The 13,888-nt window shown below is 42.4% G+C and carries 16 protein-coding genes; 12 read left to right on the top strand and 4 right to left on the bottom strand.

The features are described 5' to 3' along the window. The first annotated feature begins 18 nt into the window (after nt 1–18). From AC3E9V_RS09630 to coaD, 3 genes are read left to right on the top strand one after another with little or no spacing between them, the layout of a single operon-like run. Nucleotides 19–612, top strand: coding sequence for a hypothetical protein (locus tag AC3E9V_RS09630; RefSeq protein WP_488752978.1), 594 nt, complete (start codon nt 19–21; stop codon nt 610–612). A gap of 4 nt (nt 613–616) precedes the next feature. Further along, nucleotides 617–1,507, top strand: a complete 891-nt coding sequence (locus AC3E9V_RS09625; RefSeq protein ID WP_488752977.1) for a DUF3822 family protein — start codon at nt 617–619, stop codon at nt 1,505–1,507. After that, the gene (gene coaD / locus AC3E9V_RS09620) at nt 1,507–1,962 is read left to right on the top strand and encodes a pantetheine-phosphate adenylyltransferase (RefSeq protein ID WP_488752976.1); all 456 of its coding nucleotides are present in this window, start codon (nt 1,507–1,509) and stop codon (nt 1,960–1,962) included. The genes AC3E9V_RS09625 and coaD overlap by 1 nt, the downstream gene beginning before the upstream one ends. On the opposite strand, the gene AC3E9V_RS09615 is transcribed toward coaD, so the two are convergent. After that, nucleotides 1,950–2,639 carry an NUDIX hydrolase gene (locus AC3E9V_RS09615; RefSeq protein WP_488752975.1) on the bottom strand — a complete coding sequence of 230 codons (690 nt, stop codon included), beginning with the start codon at nt 2,637–2,639 and terminating at the stop codon, nt 1,950–1,952. The genes coaD and AC3E9V_RS09615 overlap by 13 nt on opposite strands. A gap of 91 nt (nt 2,640–2,730) precedes the next feature. Between AC3E9V_RS09615 and pyrE the strand changes: the two genes are divergently transcribed. After that, on the top strand, nt 2,731–3,402 hold the full coding sequence (gene pyrE, locus AC3E9V_RS09610; RefSeq protein WP_488752974.1) for an orotate phosphoribosyltransferase: 672 nt from the start codon (nt 2,731–2,733) through the stop codon (nt 3,400–3,402). On the opposite strand, the gene AC3E9V_RS09605 is transcribed toward pyrE, so the two are convergent. The 3 genes from AC3E9V_RS09605 to AC3E9V_RS09595 are packed head-to-tail and all read right to left on the bottom strand — an operon-like array spanning nt 3,396 to nt 5,961. After that, a complete protein-coding gene (locus AC3E9V_RS09605; RefSeq protein WP_488752973.1) occupies nt 3,396–4,166 on the bottom strand; it encodes a TIGR02757 family protein in 771 nt (256 codons plus the stop codon). The genes pyrE and AC3E9V_RS09605 overlap by 7 nt on opposite strands. Nucleotides 4,167–4,169: 3 nt before the next feature. Continuing rightward, nucleotides 4,170–5,225, bottom strand: coding sequence for a LysM peptidoglycan-binding domain-containing protein (locus AC3E9V_RS09600; RefSeq protein ID WP_488752972.1), 1,056 nt, complete (start codon nt 5,223–5,225; stop codon nt 4,170–4,172). Beyond that, a complete protein-coding gene (locus AC3E9V_RS09595) occupies nt 5,209–5,961 on the bottom strand; it encodes a DUF4905 domain-containing protein (protein ID WP_488752971.1) in 753 nt (250 codons plus the stop codon). Before AC3E9V_RS09595 ends, AC3E9V_RS09600 begins: the two co-directional genes overlap by 17 nt. 52 nt (nt 5,962–6,013) lie before the next feature. On the opposite strand from AC3E9V_RS09595, the gene AC3E9V_RS09590 reads away from it, so the two are divergent. The 8 genes from AC3E9V_RS09590 (at nt 6,014) to AC3E9V_RS09555 (ending at nt 13,809) form a co-directional block, all read left to right on the top strand. Next, complete coding sequence (locus tag AC3E9V_RS09590; protein ID WP_488752970.1) at nt 6,014–7,360, top strand: NfeD family protein; 1,347 nt, start codon at nt 6,014–6,016, stop codon at nt 7,358–7,360. Continuing rightward, nucleotides 7,357–8,070, top strand: coding sequence for a 3-deoxy-manno-octulosonate cytidylyltransferase (gene kdsB / locus AC3E9V_RS09585; RefSeq protein ID WP_488752969.1), 714 nt, complete (start codon nt 7,357–7,359; stop codon nt 8,068–8,070). The genes AC3E9V_RS09590 and kdsB overlap by 4 nt, the downstream gene beginning before the upstream one ends. Next, nucleotides 8,067–8,240 carry a hypothetical protein gene (locus AC3E9V_RS09580; RefSeq protein ID WP_488752968.1) on the top strand — a complete coding sequence of 58 codons (174 nt, stop codon included), beginning with the start codon at nt 8,067–8,069 and terminating at the stop codon, nt 8,238–8,240. Before kdsB ends, AC3E9V_RS09580 begins: the two co-directional genes overlap by 4 nt. Nucleotides 8,241–8,264: 24 nt before the next feature. Beyond that, complete coding sequence (locus AC3E9V_RS09575) at nt 8,265–9,269, top strand: DUF3667 domain-containing protein (RefSeq protein WP_488752967.1); 1,005 nt, start codon at nt 8,265–8,267, stop codon at nt 9,267–9,269. Further along, the gene (locus AC3E9V_RS09570; RefSeq protein WP_488752966.1) at nt 9,270–11,057 is read left to right on the top strand and encodes a MutS-related protein; all 1,788 of its coding nucleotides are present in this window, start codon (nt 9,270–9,272) and stop codon (nt 11,055–11,057) included. Continuing rightward, nucleotides 11,057–12,013 carry a glycosyltransferase family 2 protein gene (locus tag AC3E9V_RS09565; protein ID WP_488752965.1) on the top strand — a complete coding sequence of 319 codons (957 nt, stop codon included), beginning with the start codon at nt 11,057–11,059 and terminating at the stop codon, nt 12,011–12,013. Before AC3E9V_RS09570 ends, AC3E9V_RS09565 begins: the two co-directional genes overlap by 1 nt. A gap of 150 nt (nt 12,014–12,163) precedes the next feature. Further along, nucleotides 12,164–12,511 carry a helix-turn-helix domain-containing protein gene (locus tag AC3E9V_RS09560; RefSeq protein WP_488752964.1) on the top strand — a complete coding sequence of 116 codons (348 nt, stop codon included), beginning with the start codon at nt 12,164–12,166 and terminating at the stop codon, nt 12,509–12,511. Next, nucleotides 12,505–13,809: a type II toxin-antitoxin system HipA family toxin gene (locus tag AC3E9V_RS09555; protein WP_488752963.1), complete on the top strand. Its 1,305-nt coding sequence runs from the start codon at nt 12,505–12,507 to the stop codon at nt 13,807–13,809. Before AC3E9V_RS09560 ends, AC3E9V_RS09555 begins: the two co-directional genes overlap by 7 nt. The last annotated feature ends 79 nt before the right edge of the window (nt 13,810–13,888 follow it).

The raw sequence follows: 13,888 nt of genomic DNA, 5'->3' as shown, positions 1-13,888 counted from the left end.
CAAAAAACCTAATATTAAATGAGCACCACAAAAATCTTAACCATTGTTTTTGGTCTAGTTGCTGCAGGATTAGCCTATTTTCTTTATTATTCCATCAACAATAGCATTGAAGAAACAAAAAGAATCGAGCGGTTAGAAAACAGAATTATTGAGCAGCTAAAAATGATTCGTGAGGCTGAACTTGCATACGAAGCTGTAAATGGACAATATACAAGTGACTGGGACAAACTTTTGGCATTTGTGGATACAGGTAAATTCTACCTGACAGCAAGAAGAGAAACAGTTATTCAGCTGGAATATGGGGCGGATAGTATACATGTGGAAATCGACACTCTGGGGACTGTAGGGGTACAGGATTCCATTTTCAGTAAAGCAAAATGGCCTAAGTTTAAGCTTTCTACCTTACCATATGTGCCTGGTGTAGATCCTCCAACAAAATTTGAAATTTGGGCGGATAAAATTGAAAAGTCCGGCAAAATGGTAAATGCCGTTGAAGTAGTAAACCCTAAACCTGTCAACCCGAATAGAGATCCCGATAGCGAGCTGAAGTCTAAACTGCCACTGCGGTTTGGGTCAAGAACGAGTGTGACTACATCGGGTAACTGGGAATAATATTTTGAGTGCAACCGTCACATCAAATTACAAACGAGTAAAAAAAATACAGGCGGCAAACTTCGACCCGGAGAAGTTGCCGTCTTATTCTTTGTGTCTGCAGATCGGCATTCGAGATTTTCAGTTTTGTGTCATCAATAAGCAGACAAGCAGGTGCCTTGTCCTTGAAGACTATAAACTGGAAAAGGTAAAAACCATCAATACCAGGCTGGAAACCATACAGTCGATCGTCGCTAACCACGCTCTTCTAAGGTCCCAAAAGTGGGATGACATCAAGATCTCTTTTAAGACGCACAAGTTTTCACTGGTACCTAACAACTACTTTATGGCAGAAGTAGCCAGTGATTACCTGGCTTTAAACTCTGAGATCAAAACAAAGATTGAAGAGGTTTATTATTACAAGCATATATCCAGCAGTGCTGTCAATATTTTTACATCCGATAAGAAGGTATTAGAGTGGGTTAAAGAGGTTTATCCTAAGAAAAGCATCCAGGTCATCCATCAGGGAAGCGCCTTCATTGAAGGGATTCTCTCCTATGATGATCATTCGCATGAAAAAACCATGTTTGGTCTCATAGATCGAGGGATTCTTCACCTTGCAGTAACGCAAAATGAAAAGCTGCTTTACTACAACCAGTTTGCAGCTCGTAAAAGTGAGGATTACCTGAAGTATACAATGCTTATTTTTAAAGAGGTAGGTCTGTCTCAAAAATCCAATAAGCTGATCCTATGGGGTATGATCAAAAACGATGGTCCCCAACTAAACTTGCTGAAGAAATTCATTCGAAATATTTCATTGGGTGCCAAGCCCAATTTCCTGAAACTACCGGAAGCATTTGATGATGTGCCGGAACACCGGTATTTTGACCTTTACAGCATATTCCTCTGCGAATAATGAATAAAAAGATTGCCATCTTTCCGGGTTCCTTTGACCCTTTTACGAAAGGGCATGAAGATATCGTTTTAAGAAGCCTCAAGCTTTTTGAGGAAGTAATTGTAGCTGTTGGGTATAATACCAAGAAGAAAAGGTATTTTGATATCGATATGATGCTTGACAAGATCAGGTCAGCGTTTGATCAAGAAGACCGGGTTCAGGTTATTGTTTATGATGAGCTGACGGCCATTTTAGCAGAGAAATATAATGCCAGATACCTGGTCCGTGGATTACGCAATACCACTGACTTTGAATATGAAAACAGTATCTCCCAGGTAAACAAATACCTGAATGACGAACTGGAAACTGTATTTCTTATCACCTCTCCGGAACTTGCTCACATCAGTAGCAGTATTATCAGGGAAGTACACAAATACGGAGGAGAAGTGACCCCTTTCCTGCCTTATAAGCTCTGACTTTTTACCTTTAGAAGTTTATGGTATTCCTGAATGACTACACGGATGGACCGATAACTTCCGTATAGAGCGGCTCTTAATTCTGTTAAAGACATCCATCTGACCTCATCAATGTCTTCTTCCTCCTGGGGCGCCATGCTGGAATCATCCAGACATTGCATCACATACCAGTGCGTTTTCTTGAGGACATACTTCTTATTGGTGACATACGTGTGCCATGTGGCAATGATCTTTTGTGATATCGCTACTTTTACACCAGTCTCCTCTTCCACTTCTCTTACGGCACAGTCCTTTTTATTTTCTCCTTTATCTACCTTTCCTTTGGGAATATCCCATCGTCCTTTTCGGTAAATAAGCAATATTTTACCATCTTTATCCACTACGCCACCGGCGGCCTCTATCACTTTAAACTTGCTTTTGATAAACTTAATAATGGGCTTCTTATCAAGGCTGGTAAACGTGATGGAATCTACTTCTTTAAACTTGTAATCTGTCATTAAATGGAGCAACTCATCTACATTATCAGGCGATGCATCCCGAATCAGCACATCATCCAAAAGAGATTTGGGTTTGATCTTTTTGACGGCCCCATCTATGACCATATCAAATTCCTTCTGCGGGTCAAGTTCAGAATTGTCAATGATTCTTACCGGGATATCGTTGATGAATATTTTCACAAGAAGCTTAGCTTTGCCTACAAATAAAACACAAAAATATTGGCGTGTAAAAATAGCGCCAGCAAGATTTCTAAAAATTAACATATAAAAAATGCCAATTCATCAATACGAAACTACCCTGGCCGAAAAGGTGTCAGAATCTTTAGTTGCAATTGGGGCGATCAAAATCAACCCAAAAGAGCCATTTACCTGGGCATCAGGATGGAAATCACCCATTTATTGTGACAACAGACTAAGTCTTTCTTATCCGAAAACCAGAAAACTCATTACTGAAAGTCTGACCAAACTAATCAAAGAAAAATATCCGGAAGTGGAAATAATCGCCGGTGTAGCTACGGCAGGGATTCCGCAAGGGGTGCTGGTAGCTGAGGCGCTTGATGTGCCTTTTATTTACATTCGGTCAAAGGCTAAAGGACACGGACTTGAAAATCAGATCGAAGGAGTAACTACCAAAGGAGCAAAAGTAGTGGTGGTCGAGGATCTTGTTTCCACCGGAATGAGCTCTTTACAGGCTGCTAATGCTATTCGATCTGCAGGAATGGAGGTTTTGGGCATGGCGGCCATCTTTACCTATGGCTTTTCCATAGCAGATGACAACTTTGCTTCTCATAATATGGACTTGTGGTATTTGAGCAATTACCATACACTGATCAACCTACTGGTACAAAAAGGGAGCATCCCGAAAGAACAACAGGCTACGCTGGAAGCTTGGAGAAGCAATCCGTCTCAATGGGGTGACCAGCAGGAGGCTGAGATTCAATAAAACCGCTCTTCCACCCCTAACCCAAAAAGTGCAAAATCATATTTAACCGGATCTACAGGGTCCAGCTTTTTCAGGTTGGCTGTCAGCTCCAGAGCTGTCAGCCAATCAGTTTGCTTTCGTGTGATCAACCCCAATCGTCGCCCTACACGGTCTACATGCAGATCGCAGGGACAAACCAGCTGACCAGGCAAAATACGGTTCCACAAGCCAAAATCCACTCCCTGCTCATCTTTCCTCACCATCCATCTCAAAAACATATTGACCCGTTTACAAGCGGACTTTCGCACAGGGTTTGGAATGTGTTTGTAAGTGCGTATGGGATGATCCTCCAAAGAGAAAAAATAATCGAAAAATCCTGTAAGATGTGAAGCCGTATCCCCGGCATCAGGCACCGCCCCCATTAAGAAGCCATCTTCCAAACTCTCATACCTTTGATAGTGATGCCTAAAAAACTCAATAAAGTACAAGGCATCGGTACCGTTGAATGTGCGGTGCTTAAAATTAACAAAGGGTTTTAAGTCCGATTCGTTGTGATTTAGAATAAAATCATGTGGAGCATTATCCATGAGCTGGAAAAACTCCCTGCACTTGTTGATGATGGTTTTTCGCTGGCCCCAGGCAAGTACTGACGCCACAAACCCGGCAATCTCAATATCCTGCTTCCTGCTAAACTGGTGGGGGATGGTAATGGGATCATTTTCAATAAATCCGGGACGATTGTACTGATCTACCTTTTCGTCAAGAAACGCTTTAATATCCTCCAAACTCTAGTCCTGATAGTATGAAACCTCTACCCTCGTCTTTGGGTCAATTACACCTAGTCGTTCAAAGCAAATGGGTGTCAACCGAACCAGGACCTTTTCATTGATGCCTGTATTTGGTAAGTTGCCTACCACCCGAACAAACACCTTTTGGTTGTTCATCAGGTTTCGAACCTCGATCAATGAGCCAATGGGAAGTGTCCGGTGAAGGGCCAGATACTTTTCTGTTTCCACGGAGCTATCAATTTTACTGGCCACCCCCTCTTCAAACACTTTCGTAAAACCACTGGAATCGGTTTGCTTTCGAATAGACGCGTAAGCTGTTTTTTTGACATTTTGAGGTTTGGATGGCTTACTTGTGTCTAATTTACCTTTTATAAGAAGTTTTTGTCCTATGGAGAGATAGGTGTTGGATAAGTTATTCCAGATAACAATGCTGTCTGGTTTTACACTAAACTTTCGGGCAATAGACTCCAAAAGTTCTCCATTTTGCACATAGTACTCCGTAAACCCGGAAGGTACTTTTTTCTTTTTATCCTCCTTTTTGACAGGATCAGGATCTTCACTTTCAATGCTATCAGAATCATTGTTCTCAGGTGGAGAAGGTTCTACGAAGGTTCCTTCTTTAGAAACGATAAGCTCCTGCCCGATAGCTATCTCATTGGAAGGCAACCCATTCCAATCTTTCATCTGTGCGACTGACACACCATACTGGCGGGATAATGAGTAAAGTGTCTCCCCGGTCTTTACCGTATGGTATACATTTTTTTGCTCCGGTTTCTCAGCAACTACTTGTGTGGGTTGACTGGTTACTTCTACAGGAATCCGAAGCTCCTGGCCTAACGAAATCTGGTAATCACCAATATTATTCTCCTCAGCAATTATTCTGATCTTAGCATTGTATCGCTTTGAAAGTGAATACAAAGTCTCTCCCTCATCCACTTTATGGATCACGTAAGACTTACCCCCATTCTTTTCAAGACGCAACGAATCATAAGCAGAAGCCCTGAGGCTCACTCCAAACAATAACACACACACTAACACTTTAAAGCTCGATTCCATTGATCTGATTCCTGTTTTTTATAAATACCAAAAGGTTATCTGATAGAAAAAATGCTCCCGAAGCAAATCCGTTCATCCCTTCATCCTGCACTTCGTGGCAAATTTCGCGATCTCCCTTTAGAACAAGAAGCTTTCTATCAAACTTTGTACCTAAACGTTCATAATAGCTGATTATGATATATTCTTCCCACTCAAAATATTCGCATCCCAAACCAGGGTCTTCTTTTTCCAGAAAATCAAACACCGTCCTGAAAGATGTAGTCCCCGGAGCATAATATACAGGATACTTTACCTCGCTTTTTCCTGAAGCCCGCAGGTCTTTTCCCAGCACCGCCAGATCAACCTGTTTCATGCTTGACTGGTCTCCGGGCTCATGTCCCTGCAATGCATCCCTCCCCACTTCCGTCAGCTGAAACTGCTCCACTTCCTTCAAAACTTCCCCCCGGTCCAGGTCATATATCAGTATTCCCTTTTTAGCAGGATCCTGAGGGTCCTGGTACGTCTCAAAAATCAGAATCGGGTAAACCAGCCTGTGTACAGTCGTCCACCAATCAGCTTTTGCCACTTTAAACTCACTGACCTGATAAGATTTCAGGTTTACCAGTCTGTAATCCATGAAATGGGTCTCCTGATCTCTGACTTCAAGAACCATTAAACCATGCGCCTCGTCGATGACCGTTTGCCAGATCAGTCCCGGTAAGGTAAAAGAAAAATCAAAAGAAGCTTTATCAGACAAAGTGATTGAAGTAATTTTAACAAACCTGATTAGCAAAGTTATACACACAAAAATGCCCAAAAAATACATTTATCTTTTCTTACTGTTGGTCTTCGCCAAAACGACCTTTGGTCAGTCTGATAGCACTGTACAGGTGTTTCATATGAAGGTGCTGTCAACCATAGACCCCAGAACCAACCGATATACGGAGCTGGGGCTTGAGGAAGCGCAGGAATTGGACGTGGACTATGTCATCCTGGAGCTGGACACTTATGGAGGTGCACTTAATGATGCGGATGAGATCCGAACCAGAATTCTCAACTTCGACCGACCCATCCATGCCTTTATCAATAAAGATGCAGCCTCTGCAGGAGCATTGATCTCCATCGCATGTGACTCTATCTATATGGCCAGAGGCTCAAGTATAGGAGCAGCAACGGTGGTAACCCAGGATGGAGCAGCTGCCCCGGACAAATACCAGTCATATATGCGGTCCATTATGCGATCTACTGCTGAAGCCAAAGGAAGAAACCCGAAAATTGCTGAAGGGATGGTAGATGAAGATATTGATCTGGATAGCATCGCCACACAGGGGAAGGTAGTAACCTTTTCCGTCTCCGAAGCGATCAAATACGGTTTTTGTGAAGCTGAGGTGGAAGGTATTGAAGACATCATGAAGCGAAACGGCATAGAAAACTACGAGGTGACAGAGTTTAAACTTGGAGCCACAGAGAAGGTCATTGCTTTCTTTTTGAACCCCTTCATCAGTGGGATTTTGATCCTGGTGATCATCGGCGGAATTTATTTTGAGCTGCAAACACCAGGAGTAGGGTTTCCTATCCTGGCTTCCATCGTTGCTATCGTCCTGTATTTTACCCCCTACTACCTTAATGGTCTCGCCGAAAACTGGGAGATCGTGATTTTCGTTGTAGGACTGGCATTGATAGCCCTGGAGGTGTTTGTAATTCCGGGATTTGGTATTGCCGGTATATCCGGACTCGTACTCACACTCGGATCTTTGGTGCTGGTAATGCTTAACAATGATGCCCTGGACTTCTCTTTTGTGAAAATGGACGACATCTTCCTGGCAGTCGCCACCACGCTTGCAGGATTGCTCGGCTCCATCATCATTATGTTTATCGGGGGAATCCGGCTTACAAATACCAAAGTATTTAAACGCATCGCCCTGGAGGATATTCAGGACCAGACACAAGGCTATACCTCCAGCTTTTACAAAAGCAAGTCCATGATCGGAAAAAAAGGGAAAACCTATACCATCCTTCGTCCCAGCGGTCGTGTGGAAATAGATGGAGAGCTCTATGATGCCTATACACGAGGCAACTACATAGATGCAGATACCGAAGTTGAAGTAATTTCCGATGAGGGCACTTCCCTGAAAGTACGGGAGGTAAAACCTTGAGTGTTCTGGGCATCATACCGGCACGGTTTGACTCTCAACGTTTCCCGGGAAAACCACTGGCTGACTGTGGGGGAAAGACCATGATCCACAGAGTGTATGAGCAGGCTTCAAAAGCCAAAACACTCCAAAAGGTCATAGTAGCCACTGATGATAAGCGAATTGAAGCAGAGGTTCGATCCTTTGGTGGAGAAGTATTTATCTCACAAAAAAAACACAGAAACGGAACAGAGCGCTGCGCTGAGGTTATCGAACAGTATCCTGATTTCGACCAGGTCATCAACATTCAGTGTGATGAGCCCTTTCTGCAACCGGAGGTCATCGCCCAATTATGTGAAATGCTTGAAGAAAATGCTACTTTGGCTACATTGGCCACCAGCATGACAGCTGCTGATGAGCTGAACAATCCCGGCAATGTGAAGGTGGTTTTCACCAATGGTATGAAGGCTCTCTACTTTAGCAGGAGTCCTATCCCATTTAGTCACGCAGATGCCGAACAAATCCACTATAAACACCTGGGTATATACGGATACCACCGCGAAATATTGAAAGAGGTAAGCAAACTGCCTCCTTCAAAACTGGAACAGGCAGAGAAGCTGGAGCAACTAAGGTGGTTGGAAAATGGCTACAGTATCCAACTTGGCTTAACTTCGCATGATAGTGTGGGCATCAATACCCCGGAAGACCTGAGACTGGCATTGGAAAAATTATGAGAAAATTTCTAAAGACAACAACCTGGATATTTATGATCCTGGCAGGTGTATTCTTTTGGATGGGACTGAGAGGTGAAAACGACCAGACCAATATGGAATACACAATCTACGCCCTGGTAATGATCATCATTGCCTGGGGTACCAATTTTTATCTGAAAAGGAGAGGATGATCTAAGTTTCCTTAAATTAACCTCATGAAGAAGCGCCGCAAAACGGATAAGTGCCTCAACTGTGGGAATGACTTAAAGTCTGCCTATAACTTCTGTCCTGAATGTGGCCAGGAAAACAATAACAATCAGGTTTCATTCGGTCAATTACTGAAAGATTTTTTCGCTAACTATTTCTCGCTGGACTCACGGTTTGGACGCAGTTTTAAGCCTTTTTTCATCCAGCCGGGTACCTTAACCCGGGAGTTTATGGAAGGGCGAAGGGTAAAATATGCTAATCCTATCCGTCTTTACCTGGTGATTAGTTTAATCCACTTTTTTGTGTTTTCAATCTCCAGTAATAATGAAGAAAGTGAGCGTTCCGAAAATACCGGAATACTTCAAAACATGGCCGAAGACTCCGTGGAGCGAAAAAATACCATCCGGTACTCATTTGACACGGATAGTTTAAACTTTACAGTAGACTCCCTCCCTACCTCAGTGCCGGATTCCGGGTATTTTGTTTTTGAGCAGAAAAACCTGGATATCATCAACGGTATGTCCGACGATTACGCCACGGAAGAGATCCTGGATTCACTGAACACACACATGCGGCCCTTTTGGGAGCAGGTAATTGTAAAGCAGATCATTAAAACCCAGAAGAAAGGAAACTCAACCTTCATGTCTTATGTGATCAAAAACATACCGATCCTGATGTTTTTCCTGCTTCCGATTTACGCCCTGATTTTGAAAGTGTTTTTCAGAAAAAGGCTTTATATCAATCATGTTGTTCACTCCCTGCATGTGCACTCATTTCTTTTTGTGGTGCTCACACCTTTTTGGCTATATTCCATTTTCAAAGAGCCCCCTGGGTTTCTGGGGTTGCTGATTTTTCTGGGCGCCTGGTTTTATCTGATCGTTTCTTTCAGAAATACGTACAATATCAGGTGGAGAACCTCCATTTTTAAAGTCTTTTTTAGCGGCTGGATCTACTCGTTTGTCTTACTTATTGCCATGGTCTTTATTTTCATCATTAGCTTCCTAACTTTTTAGATGCAGGATTTTTTCAATCAAAGGGTCAATCACTTCCACCAGAAATACCTGAAACATAAGCAAAGCAGCAACTACCTTTCGCTCTTCAGAGGGTTGGCTTTTATTGCAGGAGCCGTGCTTTTGATCCATTATTTCAGCTCGGATAGCATTCCCTCTTTACTGATTTCGGTCATACCTTTTTTAGGACTCTTTATACTGATCCACTATCATAAAAAGGAGGAATTTCAAACGGAATATTTCCTTACATTAAGCAAATTAAATCAAGAGGAAATCCAGCGACTTGATCTGCATTTGAAAGATTTTGATCCCGGAGAAAAATACAAAAATGAAGAGCATCCCTACGCTCAGGACCTTGACCTGTTTGGTCAGAGTTCACTCTACCAGCTCTTAAACCGATGTAAAATTAAGGACTCCAAAGACCTCCTGGCCAGATGGATGACCACAAAGGCCAACTATCAGGAAATATTCCACCGCCAGGATGCCGTAAAGGAGTTGGCCGATTCAATTGATTTCAGTCAGCAGTTTCAGGCCATCTCTAAAATCGAGGTGGAAAAGCGCAAAAAGAATGACCCAAACTTGCAACAAAGAGACCTGGAAAAGTGGACGGCAAATCCTGTACAATTTTCGAAAGGAAAATTATGGAAAGCCCTGACATGGATACTTATCATTATCATGATTTCAGCTGCAGGGCTATTTTTCTTTGCTGGTCTACCACACCATATTTTTTACCTGCCGCTTATCCTAAATGGGATATTCCTGACTATGACTATCAAATACCTCAGAGAGCTTACCCTAGGCATCGATAAGTCCTATTTCCTGATCTCCACTTACCAAAAAGCCATCGGGCTTACGCAACAAAGGAAATTCAAAAGTAAGTACCTGAACGATATCCAAAAGGAATTAAAGGCAGATGATGCTCATCAAGCTATCAGTAAACTTGCTTCTCTTACCCATAGGCTCAGCTCCAGAGCCAATATTCTCTATGGTCTCCTTGATGCTGTATTTCTCCTTGATGCTTTTTTACTTACAGACCTGTACCACTGGCGGTTGACACATCGGGACCATATTTTCAGGTGGTTTCAGGCTATCAATAAAATGGAATGTCTGATCAGCCTTGGGGGTTTTGCACAATCCAATCCCCGATATTCTTTTCCGAAGATAAAAAAAGATCCTTTCCATTTCGAAGCACAAAAACTGGGACATCCTCTGATCCATTCCTCACAAAAAGTAAAAAATGATTACCAGATCAGCGGATCCGGGCAGGTAGACATCATCACCGGATCAAATATGTCCGGTAAATCTACCTTTCAGCGGACTGTCGGTATCAATATGGTACTGGCACAAATGGGTGCTCCTGTAGATGCCGAAAGCCTGAACATGAGTCTCACACACATCTTCACGAGCATGCGAACCAGGGATAACCTGGCTGAAAATACGAGTTCATTCTATGCAGAGCTTAAGCGGATCCATCAGCTTCTTGAAGAATTGGAAAAACATCCCTCCACCTTTTTTCTGCTGGACGAGATACTGAAAGGCACCAACTCCGAAGACCGGCATAAAGGCGCCGTGGCATTAGCCGGAAAGCTTACCGCCAAACCTGCTTTCGGGATGATCTCAACCCATGACCTGGCGCTGGGTAACCTGGAAAAAACCGAGAAGAAAGTACGAAACTTCAGTTTCAACAGCACGATCCGGGGCAATGAGATCCTGTTTGACTACAAGCTTACACCCGGCACCTGTAAAAGCTTCAATGCAAGCAAACTGATGGAAAAAATGGGCATCATGTAATGGACCTGGTAAGCATCATCATGCCGGTAAAAAATGCAGCGCCATTTCTGAAGGACTGTCTGCTCTCCATTCAAAACCAGACCTATCGCGAGTGGGAACTGATTGCAGTAGATGATCACTCTACGGACAATAGCAAACATCTCCTCGACAAGTTTTGCGATTCAGATCATCGAGCCAAAGTCTTTAAAAACCCGGGAAGTGGTATCATTAGCGCTCTGCAACACGCATTTTCAAAATGCAAAGGCACATTGATCACCCGAATGGATGCAGATGACCTGATGGTTGTCGGACGACTGGAAAAGATGGTAAAAGCGCTGAATGATGCTGATAAACCGACCATTGTCACCGGCCTGGTTGAGTACTTTTCAGACTCACCCGTCAGCCCCGGATACAGACAGTATGAAAAATGGCTAAATGCAATAAACAGTAAGGGAGTACAGTGGGAAAACATCTACCGGGAGTGTGTCATTGCTTCGCCAAACTGGATGACCAGAAAATCGGACCTTTTAAGATCTGGTGGGTTTCAAAACCTGATCTACCCTGAAGACTACCACCTGGTACTGCGGTGGTATCAAAATGGTTTTGCTGTTGCCGCGATTCCGGAAACTACCCTTTTATGGAGAGAACACCCCGGCAGAACCTCCCGAAACTCGGAGAACTACAATCAGCAGGCTTTTTTTAATTTGAAAATCAACACTTTCATCGACACGGACTTTAGGAAAGAAAACCTGGTTATCTGGGGAAATAACCCCAAAACCAAACTCGTTGAAAAAACACTGAATGACCGCAATATCCCATTCCATTCAATGGACCTGACTGACTATAAAAAAATCGAAAGGCTTCGGAACCCACAGGTACTAATTGGGGTTTATCCTCCTGCTACAGAACGAATGAAAATCGAACAGTATTTGCAGTCACTAAATTTTACGATCGGGAAGGACTACTGGTTTTTATAATTATGTTGGTAAAAACCAATAATATAGAGTCATATCAGTATTGTTGTTGGTAAATCCCAACATAATACCACCAGATAATCGATTTTCAGGAAACATTTCACTATATTTATTGGTAAATACTATCATAAAGACATCAAAAAAGATATAACGATGGCAAATCCCAACGAATGGATTGCAATGAGCGATAGTGCTATAATCAATGCAATTGGCGCCTATATTAAACACCAGAGATTAGAACAAAATAAAACCCAGGCGCAACTAGCAAAAGAAGCAGGGTTGAATCGCTGGACGCTTAGTCAAATTGAAAATGGAGAACCCATAACACTTTCTTCCCTCATACAGATATTACGTGTGCTTGACTTATTGCACCTCCTGAAAATTTTCACAATTGAAGAAAAGATCAGCCCGATTGAGTATGCAAAATTAAAAGAAAAAAAACGACAGAGGTCGAGACCAGGCAGCAAAAAAACCAATATAAATGAAGATCTGGGATGGTAGACTATGCATATGTCAATATATGGAATACTTTGGTTGGTGTGGTGACCTGGGACGACAAGTTGCAAATTGCTGATTTCCAATTTGATAAAAACTTTTTAACCAAAAACTGGGATCTTTCTCCTGTAAAGATGCCAGTAAGCAATGGCGACCGTGTTTATAGATTTCCTGAATTAATACCGGAAAAAAACAGTGTTGGGGATACTTTTAAAGGGTTACCTGGTCTGCTAGCCGATTCCCTGCCTGATAAATACGGTAATTTATTAATAGAAAAATGGTTGGTCCAAAATGGACGTCCGCCTCATAGCCTGAATTCCGTTGAGATGTTATGCTTTATAGGTCGGCGGGGTATGGGGGCCTTAGAATTTGAACCAGCTCAACAAAAATCGAATAAAAACACATTCGCTATTGAAATAAAAAGCCTTATTGATGCAGCCAAAAAAATCCTTTCAGATCGTGATGGTTTCAAAGCGAATTTAAGTGCTGATGAACAGCAGGCTATGAACGAAATTTTAAAAGTCGGAACATCTGCCGGAGGCGCAAGGCCCAAAGCAGTTATTGCGTTTAATAAAAAGACAAAAGAAGTAAGGTCCGGTCAAACGAAAGTACCCAAGGGATTCGAACATTGGTTACTAAAACTTGATGGAGTTAGTGGAGTGCAGATTGGTGAAAGTTTCGGTTGGGGACGTGTAGAATATGCCTATCATTTAATGGCAAAAGAATGTGGTATAGATATGACTGAATGTGAACTCCTCGAAGAAAATGGCAGGGCTCACTTCATGACGAGGCGATTTGACCGAGAGGACAACAATACCAAACACCATATTCAAACTTTATGCGGTATCCGGCATTATGATTATAATAATTTGTATGCATACAGCTACGAGCAGGTGTTTCAAACCATGCGCTTATTGCGCTTATCTTACCCTGAAGCTGAGCAAATGTTCCGCAGGATGGTGTTTAATGTTTTAGCAACCAATTGCGATGATCACACCAAAAATTTTTCATTCCGGTTAAAACAGGGAGAAAAATGGGAACTAGCCCCGGCCTACGATGTTTGTTACTCGTATGACCCTAAAAACATCTGGGTAAACCAACAGACTTTAAGTATAAATGGTAAACACAAAAACATTTCATTGGGGGATTTAATGACCATTGCCAAAGCAAATAATATTAAAACGGGTGAAAAAATAATTCAGGAAATGAATGCCGTAATTAAAAATTGGGTGGACTTTGCCAGTCAGGTGAGTGTAAGGGATGACCTGGTGCAAACCATTCAAAGAAACCTTCATACCTTATGACCGCTTGTTTGGCACACAGTATTCCTCGATAACAGGTAAAAAATGAAATCTAGTGCCTAATGGAACAAATATTCACCTA

Source organism: Marinoscillum sp. HNIBRBA16962 (assembly GCF_057801515.1).
The sequence above is the reverse complement of the archived record's forward strand: the minus strand, read 5'-3'. Positions and strand labels throughout refer to the sequence as shown.

Coding starts and splice junctions, on each gene's coding strand:
- AC3E9V_RS09560 (WP_488752964.1), top strand. CDS start 12,164: ATGGCAAATCCCAACGAATGGATTGCAATGAGCGATAGTGCTATAATC.
- AC3E9V_RS09630 (WP_488752978.1), top strand. CDS start 19: ATGAGCACCACAAAAATCTTAACCATTGTTTTTGGTCTAGTTGCTGCA.
- AC3E9V_RS09555 (WP_488752963.1), top strand. CDS start 12,505: ATGGTAGACTATGCATATGTCAATATATGGAATACTTTGGTTGGTGTG.
- AC3E9V_RS09570 (WP_488752966.1), top strand. CDS start 9,270: ATGCAGGATTTTTTCAATCAAAGGGTCAATCACTTCCACCAGAAATAC.
- AC3E9V_RS09600 (WP_488752972.1), bottom strand. CDS start 5,225: ATGGAATCGAGCTTTAAAGTGTTAGTGTGTGTGTTATTGTTTGGAGTG.
- AC3E9V_RS09565 (WP_488752965.1), top strand. CDS start 11,057: ATGGACCTGGTAAGCATCATCATGCCGGTAAAAAATGCAGCGCCATTT.
- pyrE (WP_488752974.1), top strand. CDS start 2,731: ATGCCAATTCATCAATACGAAACTACCCTGGCCGAAAAGGTGTCAGAA.
- AC3E9V_RS09590 (WP_488752970.1), top strand. CDS start 6,014: ATGCCCAAAAAATACATTTATCTTTTCTTACTGTTGGTCTTCGCCAAA.
- coaD (WP_488752976.1), top strand. CDS start 1,507: ATGAATAAAAAGATTGCCATCTTTCCGGGTTCCTTTGACCCTTTTACG.
- AC3E9V_RS09575 (WP_488752967.1), top strand. CDS start 8,265: ATGAAGAAGCGCCGCAAAACGGATAAGTGCCTCAACTGTGGGAATGAC.
- AC3E9V_RS09580 (WP_488752968.1), top strand. CDS start 8,067: ATGAGAAAATTTCTAAAGACAACAACCTGGATATTTATGATCCTGGCA.